We start from the raw sequence: 17,258 nt of genomic DNA, 5'->3' as shown, positions 1-17,258 counted from the left end.
TTCCGCCGTCCCCCACTGGAGCTATCGATGAAGACCTTCCTGCGCGCCGGCGCCCTCGCCCTGGCGTTCTCCGCCGCCTCCGCCCCCGCGGCGCTGGCCCAGGCCGCGCCACCCGTGGCCGACACCCTGTTCAAGGCCACGACGCTGAACCTCTCGGCCTATGGCGAGACCCGCGTGGCGCCCGACATGGCGACGATCGCGCTGGGCGTCATGACCGAGGGCAAGACCGCCGCCGAGGCCATGCAGGCGAACGCGGCGCGGATGGCCACGGTGATGGCGAGCCTGCGCAAGGCCGGCATCGCCGACAAGGACATCCAGACGTCGAACCTGAACCTGAACCCGCAGTACCGGTACCAGGAGAACCAGCCGCCGCTGCTGGTCGGCTACCAGGCCTCGAACAACGTCACGATCACGGTGCATGACCTGAAGCGGCTGGGCGCGGCGGTCGACGCCTCGGTGGGCGCCGGCGCGAACCAGGTCAACGGCGTCGCCTTCGGCCTCGACGATCCGACGGCGGCCGAGAACGCCGCCCGCGAGGCCGCGGTGAAGGCGCTGGCCGCCAAGGCCGACCTCTACGCGCGCGCCACGGGCCACCGCATCTCGCGGCTGGTGAGCCTGAGCGAAGGCGGCGGCTACTCCGCCCCGCCGCCGATGCCGATGGAGCGGTTCGCCATGCCCGCCCTGGCCAAGGACGCCGGAACGCCGATCTCGGGCGGCGAGCTCAAGGTCCGCATCGACGTCAGCGGACTCTACGAGCTCACGCGCTAGGGTCTCGACACCTTCGCGCGGCGGAAGGCGGTCTCGAGCCGGTCGGCCATCATCCGGCCGGGGAACACGCGGTCGCCTTCCATCATCGCGGCGTAGACGAGGCCGGTCCCGGCGATCGGGCCGGCCGACCAGCCGACCCCGCGCGAGCCGTCGGCCGCGGTGTTGCACGACAGCGTCCGCGGCTGGCGGTCCCTGACGGTCGCCTCGAGCAGGTCCTTGAGCTTGCGGTTCCCCGCCCCATCGCACGCGGGCCATTCCCTCGCGCAGGCGGTGGCGGAGTTGTAGCGGTAGTTCACCCGCCCCGACTTCGCCTCGGCGATCAGCACGCAGGTGTTCGGGTCGCCCACGGCCCGGGAGATCGCCGCGTCGAGCTCGTCGCGGTCCACGCCGGGCGGCGCGTTGGGGGAACAGGCGGCGAGGAGAAGCCCCGCCAGCGCCACGAGCGGCCTAGGCGGCCGCCTTGATCTCGTTGGCGTCGTCCAGCAGGACCACGGTCGGGGCATAGTTGCGCGCTTCCTCCGCAGGCAGCATCCCATAGGTCACGACGATGACCTTGTCGCCCTTCTGCACCAGCCGCGCGGCGGCGCCATTGACGCCGATCACACGCGAGCCGCGGGGCGCCTCGATGGCATAGGTGGTGAAGCGCTGGCCATTGGTGATGTTCAGCACGTCCACCTGCTCGTGCGGCAGGATGCCCGACGCGTCGAGCAGGTCGCGGTCGATGGCGATGGAGCCTTCGTAGTCCAGGTCGGCCTGGGTGACCGTGGCGCGATGCAGCTTGGCCTTCATCAGGGTGAGCAGCATGGGGTCCTCCGCTGAAGCGACGGGCATATACGCATAGGCCTTCGCGGCTTCAATGCGGCATGGCGGCAAGCCTCACGCAGGGTGAGGAACGCCTTACGCGGTAAGGGATCGCGAGGCCTCAGCCGGCGTGCCGGCGCAGGAACGCCGTCATCTCGTCCAGCACCGGCGCCCGGTTTCGCAGCGGCCGCGAGAGCGCCAGCACCATGCGGATGTGGTCGATCCCCGCGTAGTGCCTCTCCTCGACGTCCACGCCGGCCTCGCGGAGCCTCTTCGCCAGCGCCACGGTGTTCTTCGGCCAGACCATGTCGTCGGCGTCGCCGGTGGCCAGGAAGGCGGGCGGCGAGGCGGGCGTCACATAGGCCAGCGGCTGGGTCGAGGGCAGGTCGGCGGCGCCGCCGAAGATGCGGTGGGTGATGTCGCCGGTGAGCGGCAGGAAGTCGTAGGGTCCCGAGAGGCCGGCGATGGCCCTCACCGCCTCCGGATCCACGCCGGCCGCCTCCAGGTAGCGGCCGTCCAGCCCCAGCATCACGGCGTTGTAGGCGCCGGCCGAATGGCCCGCGAGCACGATCCGCCTGGGGTCGCCGCCGTACCGCGCCGCGTGGCCGACCGCCCAGAGCACCGCCTGCGCGCCGTCCTGCAGGAAGCCCGGATACGTCACCTCGGGATAGAGCCGGTAGTCGGCGATCACGGTCACGAAGCCACGGGAGGCGAGCGCCCGGCCGACCCAGTTGTAGTCCTGCCGGCGACCCGAATCCCACGAGCCGCCGTAGAAGAAGACCGCGACCGGCGCCCCGCCGTCCGCGCCGCGCGGCGCGTAGACGTCGAGCCGCTGGCGCGGACCCGCGCCATAGGCCACGCCGCGCGCCACATGGCTCGCGGGGTCCTTGGGCGACAGCGTCGCGAACATCGAGAGCGGCGAGCAGGCGCTCGCCAGCATCCCGCCCAGGGCGGCGAACGCGGAACGCTTGGTCACGGGCGAAGGCGGCATCGGCTTCCCAGTTACGGGCGGGACATGACGGGCGCAACTCTCCGCCACGCCCGTCGACGGCTTCTACGCGCCGCCGCCCAAAGGGGACGCACCTTCCTTTCCCGCGTGCGGGAAAGGGGGACCGCCCGCCGAGGCCGGCGCCGGCCGGCCGTAGAGCGGGGGGTGGAAAGGGCAAGCGGCCGGCAGGGGGCTCGTTCAGCCTGAACTGAACGCCGAGCTTGAGGCTTTCCCTCTCCACCACTCGCTCTCCGCTGCGCTCGGCGAGCGGTCGCTCTCCCGTCTGCGACGGGAAAGGAAGGCTCGCCCTTGACGCCTGCTTGGTGAGCCTGCGCTACTGCCTGCAACTGAACAACGATAAGGGAGGACGGCCGTGGACGGAGCGCAGGCGCCGGCGGGCTTCAAGAGCGAGATCCTGGGCCAGGTGGCCCCGGCCCTGAAGGGCCTCGTCGACCAGGGCGCGCTGTCGGGCATGGTCACCCTGGTCTGGAAGGACGGCCGGGAGGTCCAGTTCAACGCGATCGGCCAGCGCGACATCGCCGGCGGCCTGCCGATGGAACGCGACACCATCTTCCGCATCGCCTCGATGACCAAGCCGGTGACGACGCTGGCGGCCCTGATGCTGGTCGAGGAAGGCAGGCTGAAGCTCGACGACCCGATCACCAAATGGCTGCCCGAATTCAGGGACATGGCCGTCCTGAAGGACGCCGCCGGCCCGCTGGACGACACCGTGCCGGCCCGGCGCGACATCACGGTGGAAGACCTGATGACCCACCGCTCGGGCCTGGCCTACGGCTTCACCTCGCGCGGCCCCATCGCCTACGCCCACGAGGAGAAGCTGGGCTCGCTGATGGCCAATCCCTACTCGCCCGACGAGTGGCTGCGGCGCCTCTCCGAACTGCCGCTGAGCTATCAGCCGGGCGAGCGCTTCCACTACAGCCACGCCACCGAGGTGCTGGGCTTCCTGGTGGCCCGCATCGAGGGCAAGACGCTGGGCGAGGTGCTGCAGGCGCGCATCTTCGGCCCGCTGGGCATGCAGGACACCGGCTTCTGGCCGCCGCCCGGGAAGCGCGGGCGCATGGCCAAGCTCTACCAGGCGCCGCCGGACGGCGGGCCGCTGAAGGATGTGTCCTGGCCCTATCCCGACACGCCCACCACCTTCGAGGGCGGCGGCGGCAGCCTCTATTCCACGCTCGACGACTATCTGACGTTCGCCCGCCTGATGCTGGGCCGCGGCGAGGTGGACGGCGTGCGGCTGGTCAAGCCCGAGACCATCGACCTGATGACCACCAACCGGCTCACCGACGAGCAGCGCGGCCACGACTTCCTGGGCATGCCGTTCTGGCTGAGCCAGGGCTTCGGCCTGGGGACGTCGATGATCATGGACGCCCAGAAGCACGAGTGGATGGGCGCCGGCGCGGCGGGCAGCTTCGGCTGGCCGGGCGCCTTCGGCACCTGGTGGCAGGCCGACCCCGCCAACGACATGATCCTGATCTACCTGATCCAGGACTCCATGCCGCTGGGCCCCGAGGCCGTCACCGCCATGCAGGGCCAGCGGCCCTCAGGCCGGGTCGGCGGCCCGATGTTCCAGAAGATCGTCTACGGCGCCCTGGGCTGAGGCCCGGCGTCAGCCGCGGTTGCGCGGCGCCACGCAGATCGCCTGGCCCTTCACGGTGTCGCCCAGCAGGCTGCCGTCGCGGATGCCTTCGCGGCGCGCGACGTTCAGCGCCTTGCTCTCGGCCGGCGGCTTCTGCCCCTTGGCGCAGACCGCCACCTCGACCCGCTGGCCGCCGTTCGGGCAGGTGCAGATGTACTCGCGCGGGTCGAGCCGGCTGCCGGGCACGTTGCACGAGGCCGGGATCGACTGGCCGCCGACGTCGATGCACTGGATCGTCTTCGTGGGCGGGTTCTCGTCGATCGGCTGGGCGCAGGCGGCGCCGGCGCCGAGGGCGCCGAGCGCGACGAGGGCGCCGAGGGTGTGAAGTCGCATGAGGCTCCTCCTTGCCTGGAGGATACGCCCATTCCGGCGAAACGGCCGCCCCGCGGATTCACCATCTCCGCGAGCCCGCGGTTAACCTGCGTGGCCGCAACGTGGCCGCATGGACCCGATCGCCACAGCCCGATACGGCCTGATGGCGGCGTCACGCCGCTTCGAGGCCTCCGCCGTCCAGATCGCCAACGTGCGCGGGGACGACACCGTCGACCTGGGCAAGGAGGTCGTCGAGATGGTGCAGGCCAAGGCCGCCTTCTCGGCGAACATCTCGGTGATCCGGTTCGCCCAGGACATGTGGGATTCCCTGCTCGAGCTGCAGACGAAGTAGCCTCGGGGCCGCCGCGCCAGCGGAGGCTCAGGGAGAGGGTTCGGGGCTCTACCCGTCGCCCGGGATGGCGATGAGTTCGATTTCGAAGAGGAGGGTGCTGCCGGGCGGGATCGGCGGGCGGTTGCGTTCGCCGTAGGCGATCGCGGACGGGACCACGAACGCGAAGGTCTCGCCCACCCGCATCAGCGGCACGCCCTCCTGCCAGCCCTTGATCAGCGCGGGCAGCGGGAAGGTGGCCGGCTCGCCGCGCCTGCGCGACGAGTCGAACTCGCGTCCGTCGATGAAGCGGCCGACGTAGTGGATGGTCACCGTGTCGGTCGGCTCCGGATGCCGGCCGGACCCCTTGCCCTTCAGCTTGCGGTACTGCAGCCCGCTCCCGGTGACCTTCCAGCCCGGGCGCGCGGCGCTCCAGGCCTCGTAGGCCTTCTGGCCCTGCACCCACTGCTCCTGCGGCGTGCCGGTGTAGGTGACGGGCGCGGCGGCGGGCGGCCTGGCGGTCATGGCGCATCCGGAAAGGGCGAAAGCAGCGGCAAGGGCGGCGGTGCGGATCATGGGCGCAGTCGTACCGCGTCGCCGGCAAATTGGAACCGGCATGCAACCTCTGTCGGGTTCACGACTTTCAGACCGTCGGGCCCGAGCGGCGCCGCAGGCGGAATCGACCCTTCGCCCTACGGCAAAGCTACGCCCGAAAACGGCCTACATCGGCCGCGATTGAAACAGTGCAGTTCGCTTACGGCCGGGGCTGGGGAGAAACCGGACGGAGGTACCTGGGACATGAAAAAGCGTGCGTCGAAATTTGTTTTGGCGGGGGCGGCGCTCTTGGCCGTGACGAGCCTCGGAGGCTGCGCCACGAAGAAGTTCGTCAGAGAGGAAGTCGCTGTCGTCGGCACGCGTGTCGACACGGTCTCGGGCCGCGTGACCACCGTCGAAGGCACCGCCAAGGATGCGCTCGACCGGGCCACCGCGGCCGGCAAGCTGGCCGAGGGCAAGTTCCTCTTCCAGGAGGTCCTGTCGGACGACAGCATGAAGTTCGCGGTGGACAAGGCCGACCTGAGCCCCGAGGGCCAGGCGCGGCTGGACGCCTTCATCGACAAGCTGAAGACCGACAACCGCAACGTCTACGTCGAGGTGCAGGGCCACACCGACGCAACCGGCGCCAAGGACTACAACTACAAGCTCGGCGAGGAGCGCGCCGAGGCCGTGCGCCGGTACCTGAACCAGCACGGCGTCGCCCTGAACCGCATCGGGACCATCAGCTACGGCCCCGACGCGCCGGTGGCGCCGAACGAGACCCGGGACGGCCGGCAGCAGAACCGGCGCGTGGTCCTGATCGTCCTGTCGTAAGGGCGACCGCAGCGACTTGTGCCGAAGGCTGGACCCCGGCAGGCGAGGCGACGCCGGATCATCACCGCGTCGCTGAGCGCCGCAGCTCACGTGGGCATGGCTCTCGTGATCATGCGCGCCGCGCCTGGGGGGCCGCCTGAGGCCGCCGAAGTCGAACCGATCCCGGTCGTGCTGGTCGAACCCGCGCCGCCGGAGCCGCCGGAGCCCAAGGCCCCCGAGCCGAAGCCGAAGCCCGAACCGGCCCCGAAGAAGACACCGCCCACGCCGATCAAGTCCAGGCCGCCGCCGATCAGGGCGCGCGTGGCGAAGGCCCCCGCCCCGCCCGCCGTGACGCCGCTGCCGGCCAGCGACGGGCCGCCGGACGTGGGCGTCGCGCTGGTCGGCGACGCCGAGCTGGCGGGCGCGGCCGCCGCCGACTCCGGCGCCGGGAGCGGCTGCAACATGACGCGCCACCTGCAGGGCAAGCTGCGCAAGGACCGCCGCGTGCAGGCGGCGCTCTCCGAAGCCGGCCGCGGCAAGGCGATCCGCATCTGGAACGGCGGCTGGGTGCGCCACGGCGTGCAGGAAGGCGCGGGCCTCGCCTCGGTGCGCGAGGCGATCCAGTGGGAGGTGGGCTTCGCCCCCGAGGCCTGCCGCGAGGAGCCGGTGCGCGGCCTGGTGGTGATCTCGCTGGCCGATGGGCCGGGCGCCACCCGCATCGTCATGGGCGCCGGGAGCTGGCGCTGGACGGACCTGCTGGAACGGAGGACGCGGCGGTAGCCTGCCTTCCCCGTCGCAGACGGGAGAGGCAAGAACCTGGAGGCTGCAGGAGCTGAGGGTCCTGAATCAGACATTGAAATCATGGACGAACGTCTCTCATCGCGGTCCCCTCCCCCTTGCGGGGAGGGGTCGGGGGTGGGGGTGCTCGCCTTCGATCGCTGCGCCGACACCCCCACTCCCAAACCCTCTCCCCGCACGGGGGAGAGGGCTTTTCCGCCTCTCGCCCACCCGCCACAGCCACCAAGAGGCTCCAGGGGCATCCCTCGCGATGGAAACCGGGTATCGTCGGTCTCAACGACAAGAACTGGGAGGCGGCGATGGCGGGTCAGGCGACCTATGACGTGGTCATCGTGGGGGCCGGGTTCTCCGGGCTCTACATGCTGCACCGGCTGAAGCGGCTGGGCGTGTCGGCGCGGGTGTACGAGGCGGGCCCGAGCGTCGGCGGCACCTGGTTCTGGAACCGCTATCCGGGGGCCAGGGTCGACATCGAGAGCCAGGAGTATTCGTACTCCTTCTCGCCCGAGCTCGACGACGAGTGGGTGTGGAGCGAGCGCTACGCCACCCAGCCGGAACTGCTGCGCTACCTGAACCACGTGGCCGACCGGTTCGACCTGCGGGGCGACATCCAGCTCGAGACGCGGGTGACCGCGAGCGCCTGGGACGAGGACGCGCGGCGCTGGACCGTGACCATCGACGGCGGCGAGACGATCTCGGCGCGCTGGTGCGTGATGGCGACCGGCTGCCTCTCCGTGCCGAAGGGCGACGAGTTCCCGGGCGAGCGCGAATTCCGGGGCCCGTCCTGGCACACCAGCCGCTGGCCCGAGGACGGCGTCGACTTCACCGGCATGACCGTGGCGGTGATCGGCACGGGCAGCTCGGCCATCCAGGCGATCCCGGTGATCGCGGCGCAGGCCAGGCACGTCACCGTCTTCCAGCGCACGCCCAATTTCAGCGTGCCGGCGCACAACGGGCCGGTCGCCGCGGACGTGGCCGCCGACTGGGCGGCGAACCGTGCGGCCTATCGGGCGCAGGCGCGCGAGGCGGGCTTCGGCATCCGCGCCGTCGCGATGGACGACACGCCGGCGCTGGAGGCCACGCCCGAGCAGCGCAAGGCGGCGTTCGAGGCGCGCTGGACGTACGGCGGCTTCGCCCTCCTGGGCGCCTACAACGACCTGGTCCTGGACCGGGCGGCGAACCAGACGGCGGTCGACTTCATGGCCGACAAGATCCGCGGGATCGTGAACGACCCGGCCACGGCCGAGAAGCTGATCCCCAGGACCTATCCGATCGGCGCCAAGCGGCTGTGCGTCGACACCGGCTACTACGCCACCTTCAACCGGCCGAACGTGAGCCTGGTGGACATCGCCGACGAGCCCATCGAGGGCATCACGCCGGCGGGCGTGAAGACGTCCGCGGGCGAGTACGCGGTCGATGCCATCGTCTATGCGATCGGCTTCGACGCCATGACCGGCGCGCTGTCGAAGATCGACATCCGCGGGCGCGGCGGACGGCGGCTGACCGAGGCCTGGTCGGCTGGCCCGCGCACCTACCTGGGCCTGATGACGGCGGGCTTCCCCAACCTGTTCCTGGTGACGGGGCCTGGCAGCCCGTCGGTGCTCTGCAACATGGCGGTGGCCATCGAGCAGCACGTCGAATGGATCAGCGACTGCATCGCCTGGATGGGCGAGCGGCAGATGGGCGCGATCGAGGCCAGCGAGCCGGCGCAGGACGCATGGGTCGACCACGTCAACGAGGTGGCGAACGGCACCGTCTACCCGCAGGCCGATAGCTGGTACATGGGCGCCAACGTGCCCGGGAAGCCCCGGGTGTTCATGCCCTACATCGGCGGCTTCCCCGTCTACCGCGACAAGTGCGCCGAAGTTGCGGCCAACGGCTACGAGGGATTCCACGTCGGGTAGCCTGCCGTTCCCGCCCACAGGAGATTTCGATCGCGCGGACTGGACGGCCCTGCGCCGCCGCCTGAGGCCGCCGAGTTCGCGTTCGCCCCCGCCCGCATGCGCGGGGATGAGCGGGATCGATTGTGGGAAGGGGTCGTCGGCTGACCGGGGCGCCCGATCAGGGGGGCTGGGGGGGCTGTTCAGGATCCGGACCGGATGCGGGTCAGCCGACAATGCCTATAGAACGGGTCGCCTGTGGCCGCGGCGGGTCGCAAATGAGACCATTTCGCGGCGTTGCGGACGGGATACAGGCGAACGCGGAAATGCGACGCAGGCGCGCACGGGGCTTGTGAGCGAACGGGGTTTGCGAGATGACGCTCGCGAACGGCGTCCGGACCAGGTCCGAACGCCGGGGCGTGGGGCCCCGCGGCGCTTCCGGGATTTCGATCCCGCGCGGTCTCGACCAGAAGCGGCAGAGGCGGCCCGAGAGGGCCGCCTTCTTTGCTTGGGGGATTTGGGGCGGCCCGAGAGGGCCGCCTTCTTTGCTTTTGGGCTTGGCGGCGGGGCCGCGAGCCGCCATGTGCGCTTCCTGACACTGTAGATCGCCAGGGAGGGCGGACGTGGCCGGGATTCCGACATCGGGACTGCAACTGCGGTCGATCATCAAGGGCTCGGGCGAGCTGGAGCTCAGCCTGGAGACCGTGCCCGTCGCGGCGCCGACCGGCGACGAGGTGCTGGTGCAGGTCGAGGCCTCGCCGCTGAACCCGTCCGACCTCGGCCTGCTGCTGGGCCCGGCCGACCTCTCGACGCTGAAGAGCGCCGGCGGCGTGACCAGCGCGAAGGTCCCGCCCCAGTTCATGCGCGCCATGGCCGCCCGCCTCGACCAGTCGATGCCCGTGGGCAACGAGGGCGCGGGCACGGTCATCGCCGCCGGGCTCGAAGCCCAGGGCCTGGTCGGCAAGCGCGTCGCCCTCCTGGGCGGCGCCATGTACGCCCAGTACCGCACGGCCAAGGCGAGCGACGTACTGCCGCTGCCAGCCGACGCCAGCGCCGCCGACGGCGCCTCGTGCTTCGTCAATCCGCTGACGGCGCTGGGCATGGTCGAGACCATGAAGGCCGAGGGCCACACGGCGCTCGTCCACACCGCGGCGGCCTCGAACCTGGGCCAGATGCTGCAGAAGATCTGCCTGAAGGACGGCGTTGACCTGGTGAACGTGGTCCGCAGCGCCGCCCAGGCGAAGATCCTGACGGACATCGGCGCGAAGCACGTGGTCGACTCCACGTCCGCGACCTTCATGGACGACCTGGTGGCCGCGCTCACCCAGACGGGCGCCACCATCGCCTTCGACGCCATCGGCGGCGGCAAGCTGGCGGGCCAGTTGCTGACGGCCATGGAGATCGCCGCCAACGCCCGCACCGGCGGCGCCTACAGCCGCTACGGCTCGACCACCTACAAGCAGGTCTACATCTACGGCGGCCTCGACACCGGCCCGACCGAACTCAACCGCGCCTTCGGCATGAGCTGGGGCCTGGGCGGCTGGCTCCTGACCTACTTCCTGATGAAGGCCGGCCCCGAGAAGGGCGCCGCGCTGCGCCAGCGGGTGGTGGACGAGCTCAAGACCACCTTCGCCAGCCACTATACGGCCGAAATCTCGCTGGCCGAGGCGCTGCGGCCCGACGTGATCGCGACCTACAACAGGAAGACGACGGGCGAGAAGTACCTGATCAACCCGTCGAAGGGCCTTTAGGCCTCAACAGCCGCGCTTGTTTTCCGCCGGCGACGCCTACATGCGGCGTCCGGCGGCCCGGCGTGCGTATTTCGCCGGAGCGTCGTGACGGCCCTGGTCCGCGCATGCGGGCCGGGGCCGTTTGCGTTCAGGCGGCCGGGGGACGCTTGCGTGACGCGCGGTCAAGCGCCTCCAATCCGGCCGCAGGACACGGAGGACGCGGCCATGAAGATCGACCTCCTCTCGCCGGCGAGCTTCGCGGGCGGCCAGCCGCACGGCCAGTTCGACTGGCTGCGGGCCAACGCGCCGGTGCGCTGGCACGACGAGCCCGGCGGCAGGGGGTTCTGGGCCGTGACCCGTCACGCCGACGTCTGGGCCGTGGACCGCGACTTCCAGACCTACTCGTCCGAACCCACCATCATGATCACCGACCCCTTGGCCGACGCGGGCGGGTTCGGGCCGTACAAGATGATGCTGATGATGGACCCGCCCGAGCACACGGCGTTCCGCAAGCTCATCCGGTCCGAGTTCACCGAGCCGTCGGCCCGTCTGCGCCAGGCGCGCATCCAGGACCTGGCGAAGCAGATCGTCGACGCGGTGATCGAGAAGGGCGAGTGCGATTTCGTCAACGAGGTGGCGGGCGAGATGCCCAGCTTCGTGATCGCCGAGTTGATGGGCCTGCCGCTGGACGACGGGCGCGAGCTCTACAAGCTGACCGAGATCATCCACACCGCGCCCGAGGCGCTGCCGCCCGGCGCCGGCGGCCAGGCGGTGATGAAGATGTTCGAGTACGGCTCCAAGGTGATCGCCGAGAAGCGGGCGCGGCCGGGCGAGGACCTGGCCTCGAAGCTGCTGGCCTGCGAGGTGGATGGCCGGAAGCTGGAGGACATGGAGTTCCTGCTGTTCTTCCTGCTGCTGGTGGACGCGGGCGGGGACACCACGCGCAACCTGCTGTCCGGCGGGCTGCTGGCGCTGATGGAGCATCCGGAACAGCACGCCTGGCTGATGGCCGACCTGGGGGGCCGCCTGCCGACCGCGCGCGAGGAGCTGCTGCGCTGGACGAGCCCGGTGATCTACATGCGCCGCACGGCCAGGCACGACGCCGAGCTCGGCGGGCAGACGATCCGCGAGGGCGACAAGGTCGTCATGTACTTCGGCGCGGCCAACCGCGACTCCGCGGTGTTCGACCGGCCCGACGTGCTGGACCTCAGCCGCGCGGAGAACCCGCACATCGCCTTCGGCACGGGCCCGCACGGGTGCCTGGGCCAGCACATCGCCCGCATCGAGATCGACGCCATGCTGCGCGAGGTCCTGACGCGGATGACGGCCTTCGAACTGGCGGCGCCGGTCGAATGGCTCCCTTCCAACTTCATCTCCGGACCGAAGGCGATGCCGGTCCGGTTCAGGCCAAAGTGAAGACAGGGGCGGCATGACGATGAGCCTGAGCGGCAAGAAGGTTCTGGTGGTGGGCGGCGGGTCCGGGATCGGCTTTGCGGTGGCCGAGGGCGCGGCGCGCGAGGGCGCGGTCGTCACCGTGGCCTCCACCAATGAGCAACGGGTGCGCGCGGCGGCCGACAGGATCGGCGCCGAGGCCGGCGTGCTGGACGTCACGGACGAAGCCTCGGTGGCGCGGTTCCTGGACGGCAAGAGCTTCGACCACATCGCCACCACGGCCGGCGACTGGGGCGGGCCGCGCCGCGGGCCGCTGGCCGACGCCGACCTGGCGGCGGCGGCGGCGGTCTTCTCGGTGCGGTTCTGGGGCGCGCTGGCGCTGGCCAAGCACGGGGTGAAGACGCTGCCGCCCGGCGGCTCGATCACGCTCACCAACGGGATGATCGCCCATCGGCCGGCGAAGGGCTCGGTCGTCTCCACGGCGATGGCGGGCGGCATCGAGTTCATGACGCGGGCGCTCGCGGTGGAGCTGGCGCCGGTGCGCGTGAACTGCGTCTGCCCGGGCCTGATCCGCACCGGCGTGTGGGACTCGATCCCGGAAGAGAGCCGCGAGGCGGAGCTCGCCAAGCGGACGGCCCGCCAGTTGGTGCCACGGATCGGCGAAGCGGCGGAGACGGCCGAGGCGTATCTGTATCTGATGCGCGGCGGCTACACGACGGGCCAGGTCCTGTACGTGGACGGCGGCCTGGCGCTGGGGGGCTGATCTCCCCTCCCGGCCAACAAAATCCCGTCATCCCGGCCGCAGCGCAGCGGAGAGCCGGGACCCAGGGCTACCGCACTGCCCATCCCCCTGGGTCCCGGGGCTGCGGCCGGGACAGGCTTAGGGTCAGAATACCGGGTCATCCCGGCCAGAGGGCCGTATCCGCCCGTAGGGCCGGGGGTTCACGCTCGGCGCCCAGTCCTGCTGGGTCCCGGCTCTCCGCTGCGCTGCGGCCGGGATGACGATCTATGTTACTGAATATGAATTGTTTTCTTGGGTTCACAGTTGAGTCTGGACCTTGGAGCCTACTGGTTCCAGGTCTCGTAGAGATCGGCCCACGTGGGGTTCATCTTTTCGATGAGTTCCAGCTTCCATCGTCGACGCCAGCGCTTGATGCGCTTCTCGGCTGAGATGGCTTCATCGGCGGTCGGAAAGTCCTCGTACCAGACCAGGTGCTTCACGCCGTACTTCGTGGTGAAACCCGGTGTCAGGCTTTCGCGGTGCTCGTAGATTCGACGGCTGAGATCGCCGCTCACGCCGACGTAGAGCGTACCGTTCCGCTGGCTCGCCAGGATGTAGACGTAGAAGGTCCGCTCCATCGGAACATAATGGCAACTTCGAGGTGGACTGTCATCTGACCTCGTGCGAGCCGCCCCTGGGTCCCGGCTCTCCGCTGCGCTGCGGCCGGGATGACAGCGGGGGTGCGGAGAGAGGTGTCAGACTTCCAGCCGCCACGCGTCGCCGTCGGCCACGACGTGGCCCGCGCACGGGGCGGCGAAGTGGGTGCCGATGACGAGGGTCTTCGTGCCGGCCAGGGCGGCGTAGACGCGGCGGCGGGTGGCGGTGGAGGCGGCTTTGTCGAAATCGACTTCGGCGGCCCAGTGCGGGCGGGCCATCTGGCAGGGATGGTGGGTGAAGTCGCCGGTGATCAGGGCGTCCTCGCCCTGCGAGCGGATGCGGATCGAGACATGGCCGGGGGTGTGGCCGAGCGTGGGCTCCAGGCTCACTTCGTCGCAGACCCTGTGGTCGGTCTCCACGAGGTCGACGAGGCCGGCGTCCCACACGGGCTTCACGCTGTCGTGGAAGTAGGAGGTGGAGAGGTCCTCGACACCGTCCTCCTCGGCCTTCCAGTGCTCGTACTCGGTGCGGCCGATCAGGTAGCGGGCGTTCGGGAAGGTCGGGATCCATTGCCCATCCACCAGCATGGTGTTCCAGCCGACGTGGTCCACGTGCAGGTGCGTGCAGAGGACCGTGTCGATGGAGTCGCGGGCGAAGCCGGCGGCCTCGAGGTCGGTCAGGAAGGTGGTCTGGAGGTGGCTCCACGGCCCCATCTCGCGCGCCTTGTCGTTGCCGATGCAGGTGTCGACGATGATGCGGCGGCCGGGCGCCTCCACGACCAGCGCGTGGATCGACATCTTCAGCTTGCCCTGCTCGGTGGCGAAGTGGGGCTGAAGCCACGGGATCTCGCGGATCTCGTCGTAGGTCGCCTGGGGCAGGAGGAACCGCGTGCCGCCTTCGGTCTCCATCTCGACGATGCGCGTGACCTTCACGTCGCCGATCTGCCAGGTGAGCATCTGCGTTCCTCCCGTTTCGCCGCAACTTGCACGAGGGAGGAACCACGAAAAGCACGAAAGACACGAAAGGCGGTCCGCTTTCGGATGCCGCGCAAGCGGCGCCGTCCTGATTCAGGGAACCGCGGAATACGCGGAAGAACGCGGAAGTCGCGCCGGCGCCCTTCCGCGCCATTCCGCGGTTCCGACATGACGGAGCCTCCGCCAGCGCGGAGGCTCGAAGGGAAGGCCCAGCCCTTCGTGCGGTTCGCGCTACCGCCGCGCGGCGAGGGCCCTGGCGACGGCGGGGGCGAGGCGGGCCGCGATGATGGCGGCGCCGCGGGCGTTGGGGTGGATGCCGTCGGCCTGGTTCAGCGACGGCGTGCGGGCGACGCCGGCCAGCAGGTTCGGGTAGAGCGCCACGCCGTTCGCGCGGGCCAGCGCCGGGAAGATGGCGTTGAAGTCGCGGGCGTAGCCGCCGCCCACCTCGACCGGCGCGTCGATGCCGGCGAGCAGGACGTCGATCCTGCGGGCCTTCAGCTTCTTGATGATGCCGTCGAGGTTGGCGCGGGTGCGCCTGGGGTCCTGGCCCTGCAGCAGGTCGTTGGCGCCGAGGGCCACGACCGCGAGGTCGGTGTCCTTGCGCACGCTGAAGTCGACGCGGGCGAGGCCGCCGGCGGTGGTGTCGCCGCTGACGCCCGCGGCCCGGACGGCAGCCGGGGCGCCGAGCCGGGCGAGCTGGGCCTGAAGCTGGGCCGGGAAGGCCGCGGCGCGCGCGAGGCCGTAGCCGGCGGTGATCGAGTCGCCGAGCACGGTGACGACCTTGGTGCGCGGCTGGGCCGGCGCCGGGCCGGCCGCCGCGATCAGCGGCCATGCGAAAAGCGCACGGCGGGTATGTCTTGGCTCGGCCATGATCGTCCTATGTAAGGGAGGAATTACGTCGCTCAATTGCCGGGGAAGTCCTTGAACGACCTGCCGCCGCTGATCCTCGAAGATGTGGGCCTGACGTTGCCGTCGGCCGCGGGGCCCGTGGAGATCCTGCGCGGACTCTCCCTGACATTGGCGCAGGGCGAACGTGTGGCGCTGGTCGGGCCGTCGGGGTCGGGCAAGTCGTCGCTGATCGCGGTGGCCGCCGGACTGGAGCGGCCCAGCGCGGGGCGCGTGATGCTGTTCGGCCGCGACCTGTCGCGGCTGGACGAGGACGGGCGCGCGAAGCTGCGGCGCGGGCGCGTCAGCCTGGTCTTCCAGTCGTTCCACCTGCTGCCGAACATGACGGCGGAGGAGAACGTGGCGGCGCCGCTGGAGATCGCGCGCAAGCCGGGCGCGATGGCCGAGGCGCGGGCGTGGCTGGACCGCGTGGGCCTCTCGGCGCGGGGGCGGCACTATCCGCACCAGCTCTCGGGCGGCGAACAGCAGCGGGTGGCCCTGGCGCGGGCGCTGGCCCCGCAGCCGGCGCTGATCTTCGCCGACGAGCCGACCGGGAACCTGGACTCGAACAACGCGCGCCACGTGGCCGACCTGCTGTTCCACCTCGCGGAGGACACGAAGGCGGCGCTGCTGCTGGTGACGCACGACGCCGGCCTCGCGGCGCGGGCTGAGCGGACGGTGAGCCTGAAGGACGGTCATGAGGCGGAGGCCGCCGCCTGATGCCGCCCCAATGGGGCCCCCTTTGGCTGCGGTTCGCCGCGCGCGAGCTTCGGAGCGGGGTGAAGGGCTTCCGCATCTTCCTGGCCTGCCTGGCGCTGGGCGTGGCGGCGATCGCGGCGGCGAGTTCGACGGCCGAGGCGTTCCGGCGCGGGCTGGCCAGCGAGGCGCGCGAGATCCTGGGCGGCGACATGGCGGTCTCGGCCAGCCAGCGGCGCTTCACACCCGTCGAGCGGCGCCAGCTCCAGGGGCTCGGCAAGGTCACCTTCGCGGCGGCCTCGCAGGCCATGGCCGAGGCGCCCGGCGGGGAACGCCGGCTGATCGAACTGCGCGGCGTCGACGAGGCCTACCCGCTGGCCGGGACCGTGGCGATCAAGGGCGCGCCGTCGCTCGATGCGGCGCTGGCGCGGACGCCCGACGGCGCCTGGGGCGCGGCGGTGGAGCAGGCGCTGCTGGACCGGCTGCACCTGAAGATCGGCGACCGGTTCCTGGCCGGGAACGTGCCGATGCGCGTGGGCGCCGTGCTGGAGGAGGAGCCGGACCGGCTGAGCCGCGGCTTCGTCCTGGGCCCGCGGGTGCTGACGCGGATGGGCGCGCTGGAGCAGGGCGGGTTCCTGAAGCCGGGCCTGCCGTTCGGCGAGACGGTGCGGATCGCGCTGAAGCCGGGGATGGAGCTGGAGGCCGGCAAGGCCGAGGTGCGCCGCATCATGCGCGGCCTCTTCCGCATCCGCGACCGCAACGACGCCGCACCCGGCGTGAGCCGGCTGATCGACCAGTTGGAATACTTCCTGGGCTTCATCGGCCTGGCTTCGCTGGTGGCGGGCGGCCTCGGCGTCTTCGGGGCGGTCAGCGCCTATGTGGACGGCCGCAAGCCCGCCATCGCGACGCTGAAGGCCCTGGGCGCCGAGAGCAACCTGATCCGCGACGTCTACCTGGCGCAGATCGGCCTGCTGGCGCTGGTCGGCGTGACCATCGGGCTGGTGGTCGGGGCGGCCACGCCGCTCATGCTGGGCGCCACCCTCGCCAGGGACCTGCCCGTCCCGGCCCTGTTCGCGATCTATCCGATGCCGCTCGTCAAGGCGGGCGCGTTCGGCCTGCTGTCGGCGGCCGCGTTTGCGCTGGCCCCGCTCGCGCGGGCGCGGACCACGCCGCCGGCCAGCCTGTTCCGGAGCGACCTCTCCGGGCGGGTGCGGTTCGGGCCGGAGCTGGTCGGCGCGGGCGTGGCCGCCGCGGGCCTGGCGGGCCTGGCGGTCTGGACGGCGCCGACGCCGCTCGCCGCGGCGCTGATGATCGGCGGCGTGGCGCT

The 17,258-nt window shown here is 71.1% G+C and carries 19 protein-coding genes; 11 read left to right on the top strand and 8 right to left on the bottom strand.

The genetic code is table 11. The features are described from left to right. Positions 1-27: 27 nt before the first annotated feature. Positions 28-768, top strand: coding sequence for an SIMPL domain-containing protein (locus KF737_RS19920; RefSeq protein WP_296459303.1), 741 nt, complete (start codon positions 28-30; stop codon positions 766-768). Here the strand turns inward: KF737_RS19920 and KF737_RS19915 are convergent. From KF737_RS19915 to KF737_RS19905, 3 genes are all read right to left on the bottom strand, one after another. Continuing rightward, complete coding sequence (locus KF737_RS19915) at positions 765-1,208, bottom strand: hypothetical protein (RefSeq protein ID WP_296459301.1); 444 nt, start codon at positions 1,206-1,208, stop codon at positions 765-767. The two genes, KF737_RS19920 and KF737_RS19915, sit on opposite strands and share 4 nt — an antisense overlap. A gap of 7 nt (positions 1,209-1,215) precedes the next feature. Beyond that, positions 1,216-1,572 carry an aspartate 1-decarboxylase gene (panD, locus tag KF737_RS19910; protein WP_296459298.1) on the bottom strand — a complete coding sequence of 119 codons (357 nt, stop codon included), beginning with the start codon at positions 1,570-1,572 and terminating at the stop codon, positions 1,216-1,218. 118 nt (positions 1,573-1,690) lie between these two features. After that, entirely contained in the window at positions 1,691-2,545 is an 855-nt protein-coding gene (locus tag KF737_RS19905; RefSeq protein WP_296459295.1) for an alpha/beta hydrolase, read from the bottom strand. Between the two features lie 385 nt (positions 2,546-2,930). On the opposite strand from KF737_RS19905, the gene KF737_RS19900 reads away from it, so the two are divergent. Next, positions 2,931-4,175, top strand: a complete 1,245-nt coding sequence (locus tag KF737_RS19900) for a serine hydrolase (protein ID WP_296459292.1) — start codon at positions 2,931-2,933, stop codon at positions 4,173-4,175. A gap of 9 nt (positions 4,176-4,184) precedes the next feature. On the opposite strand, the gene KF737_RS19895 is transcribed toward KF737_RS19900, so the two are convergent. Next, on the bottom strand, positions 4,185-4,547 hold the full coding sequence (locus KF737_RS19895) for a hypothetical protein (protein ID WP_296459290.1): 363 nt from the start codon (positions 4,545-4,547) through the stop codon (positions 4,185-4,187). Between the two features lie 109 nt (positions 4,548-4,656). Between KF737_RS19895 and KF737_RS19890 the strand changes: the two genes are divergently transcribed. Continuing rightward, on the top strand, positions 4,657-4,878 hold the full coding sequence (locus tag KF737_RS19890; protein ID WP_296459286.1) for a flagellar basal body rod C-terminal domain-containing protein: 222 nt from the start codon (positions 4,657-4,659) through the stop codon (positions 4,876-4,878). Between the two features lie 48 nt (positions 4,879-4,926). On the opposite strand, the gene KF737_RS19885 is transcribed toward KF737_RS19890, so the two are convergent. Then, positions 4,927-5,379 (bottom strand): FKBP-type peptidyl-prolyl cis-trans isomerase, encoded by a 453-nt coding sequence (locus tag KF737_RS19885; protein ID WP_296459283.1) that lies wholly within the window; start codon positions 5,377-5,379, stop codon positions 4,927-4,929. A 324-nt stretch (positions 5,380-5,703) separates the two neighbouring features. On the opposite strand from KF737_RS19885, the gene KF737_RS19880 reads away from it, so the two are divergent. The 6 genes from KF737_RS19880 to KF737_RS19855 all read left to right on the top strand — a co-directional run bounded on the left by KF737_RS19880 (position 5,704) and on the right by KF737_RS19855 (position 12,761). After that, positions 5,704-6,222 (top strand): OmpA family protein, encoded by a 519-nt coding sequence (locus KF737_RS19880; RefSeq protein WP_367273252.1) that lies wholly within the window; start codon positions 5,704-5,706, stop codon positions 6,220-6,222. Between the two features lie 96 nt (positions 6,223-6,318). Beyond that, a complete protein-coding gene (locus tag KF737_RS19875; RefSeq protein ID WP_296459278.1) occupies positions 6,319-6,981 on the top strand; it encodes a hypothetical protein in 663 nt (220 codons plus the stop codon). A 317-nt stretch (positions 6,982-7,298) separates the two neighbouring features. Continuing rightward, positions 7,299-8,900, top strand: coding sequence for an NAD(P)/FAD-dependent oxidoreductase (locus tag KF737_RS19870; protein WP_296459272.1), 1,602 nt, complete (start codon positions 7,299-7,301; stop codon positions 8,898-8,900). A gap of 599 nt (positions 8,901-9,499) precedes the next feature. Then, positions 9,500-10,627: a zinc-binding dehydrogenase gene (locus KF737_RS19865; RefSeq protein ID WP_296459269.1), complete on the top strand. Its 1,128-nt coding sequence runs from the start codon at positions 9,500-9,502 to the stop codon at positions 10,625-10,627. A 204-nt stretch (positions 10,628-10,831) separates the two neighbouring features. Then, the gene (locus KF737_RS19860; protein WP_296459266.1) at positions 10,832-12,022 is read left to right on the top strand and encodes a cytochrome P450; all 1,191 of its coding nucleotides are present in this window, start codon (positions 10,832-10,834) and stop codon (positions 12,020-12,022) included. 13 nt (positions 12,023-12,035) lie between these two features. Beyond that, positions 12,036-12,761 (top strand): SDR family oxidoreductase, encoded by a 726-nt coding sequence (locus KF737_RS19855; protein WP_296459263.1) that lies wholly within the window; start codon positions 12,036-12,038, stop codon positions 12,759-12,761. A gap of 302 nt (positions 12,762-13,063) precedes the next feature. Here the strand turns inward: KF737_RS19855 and KF737_RS19850 are convergent, their stop codons facing one another. The 3 genes from KF737_RS19850 to KF737_RS19840 all read right to left on the bottom strand — a co-directional run bounded on the left by KF737_RS19850 (position 13,064) and on the right by KF737_RS19840 (position 15,220). Continuing rightward, on the bottom strand, positions 13,064-13,357 hold the full coding sequence (locus tag KF737_RS19850) for a GIY-YIG nuclease family protein (protein WP_296459259.1): 294 nt from the start codon (positions 13,355-13,357) through the stop codon (positions 13,064-13,066). A 117-nt stretch (positions 13,358-13,474) separates the two neighbouring features. Continuing rightward, positions 13,475-14,332, bottom strand: a complete 858-nt coding sequence (locus KF737_RS19845) for an MBL fold metallo-hydrolase (RefSeq protein ID WP_296459256.1) — start codon at positions 14,330-14,332, stop codon at positions 13,475-13,477. A 249-nt stretch (positions 14,333-14,581) separates the two neighbouring features. Then, positions 14,582-15,220, bottom strand: a complete 639-nt coding sequence (locus KF737_RS19840) for an arylesterase (protein ID WP_296459253.1) — start codon at positions 15,218-15,220, stop codon at positions 14,582-14,584. A gap of 60 nt (positions 15,221-15,280) precedes the next feature. On the opposite strand from KF737_RS19840, the gene KF737_RS19835 reads away from it, so the two are divergent. Together KF737_RS19835 and KF737_RS19830 are read left to right on the top strand one after the other, a co-directional pair. Then, complete coding sequence (locus tag KF737_RS19835; RefSeq protein ID WP_296459364.1) at positions 15,281-15,955, top strand: ABC transporter ATP-binding protein; 675 nt, start codon at positions 15,281-15,283, stop codon at positions 15,953-15,955. Beyond that, positions 15,955-17,258: FtsX-like permease family protein (locus tag KF737_RS19830; RefSeq protein WP_296459250.1), on the top strand; the 1,304-nt coding region annotated here is incomplete at its 3' end. The genes KF737_RS19835 and KF737_RS19830, both read left to right, overlap by 1 nt.

Origin of the sequence: Phenylobacterium sp. (genome assembly GCF_019636135.1) — a bacterium.
GTDB lineage: Bacteria > Pseudomonadota > Alphaproteobacteria > Caulobacterales > Caulobacteraceae > Phenylobacterium.
This window is presented reverse-complemented; position numbering and strand designations above follow the sequence as displayed.

What these genes read in the sequence shown, in the direction of transcription:
- KF737_RS19840 (WP_296459253.1), bottom strand. Translation starts at nt 15,220, where the DNA reads ATGGCCGAGCCAAGACATACCCGCCGTGCGCTTTTCGCATGGCCGCTG.
- KF737_RS19870 (WP_296459272.1), top strand. Translation starts at nt 7,299, where the DNA reads ATGGCGGGTCAGGCGACCTATGACGTGGTCATCGTGGGGGCCGGGTTC.
- KF737_RS19855 (WP_296459263.1), top strand. Translation starts at nt 12,036, where the DNA reads ATGACGATGAGCCTGAGCGGCAAGAAGGTTCTGGTGGTGGGCGGCGGG.
- KF737_RS19845 (WP_296459256.1), bottom strand. Translation starts at nt 14,332, where the DNA reads ATGCTCACCTGGCAGATCGGCGACGTGAAGGTCACGCGCATCGTCGAG.
- KF737_RS19875 (WP_296459278.1), top strand. Translation starts at nt 6,319, where the DNA reads ATGGCTCTCGTGATCATGCGCGCCGCGCCTGGGGGGCCGCCTGAGGCC.
- KF737_RS19850 (WP_296459259.1), bottom strand. Translation starts at nt 13,357, where the DNA reads ATGGAGCGGACCTTCTACGTCTACATCCTGGCGAGCCAGCGGAACGGT.
- KF737_RS19860 (WP_296459266.1), top strand. Translation starts at nt 10,832, where the DNA reads ATGAAGATCGACCTCCTCTCGCCGGCGAGCTTCGCGGGCGGCCAGCCG.
- KF737_RS19895 (WP_296459290.1), bottom strand. Translation starts at nt 4,547, where the DNA reads ATGCGACTTCACACCCTCGGCGCCCTCGTCGCGCTCGGCGCCCTCGGC.
- KF737_RS19890 (WP_296459286.1), top strand. Translation starts at nt 4,657, where the DNA reads ATGGACCCGATCGCCACAGCCCGATACGGCCTGATGGCGGCGTCACGC.
- panD (WP_296459298.1), bottom strand. Translation starts at nt 1,572, where the DNA reads ATGCTGCTCACCCTGATGAAGGCCAAGCTGCATCGCGCCACGGTCACC.
- KF737_RS19885 (WP_296459283.1), bottom strand. Translation starts at nt 5,379, where the DNA reads ATGACCGCCAGGCCGCCCGCCGCCGCGCCCGTCACCTACACCGGCACG.
- KF737_RS19920 (WP_296459303.1), top strand. Translation starts at nt 28, where the DNA reads ATGAAGACCTTCCTGCGCGCCGGCGCCCTCGCCCTGGCGTTCTCCGCC.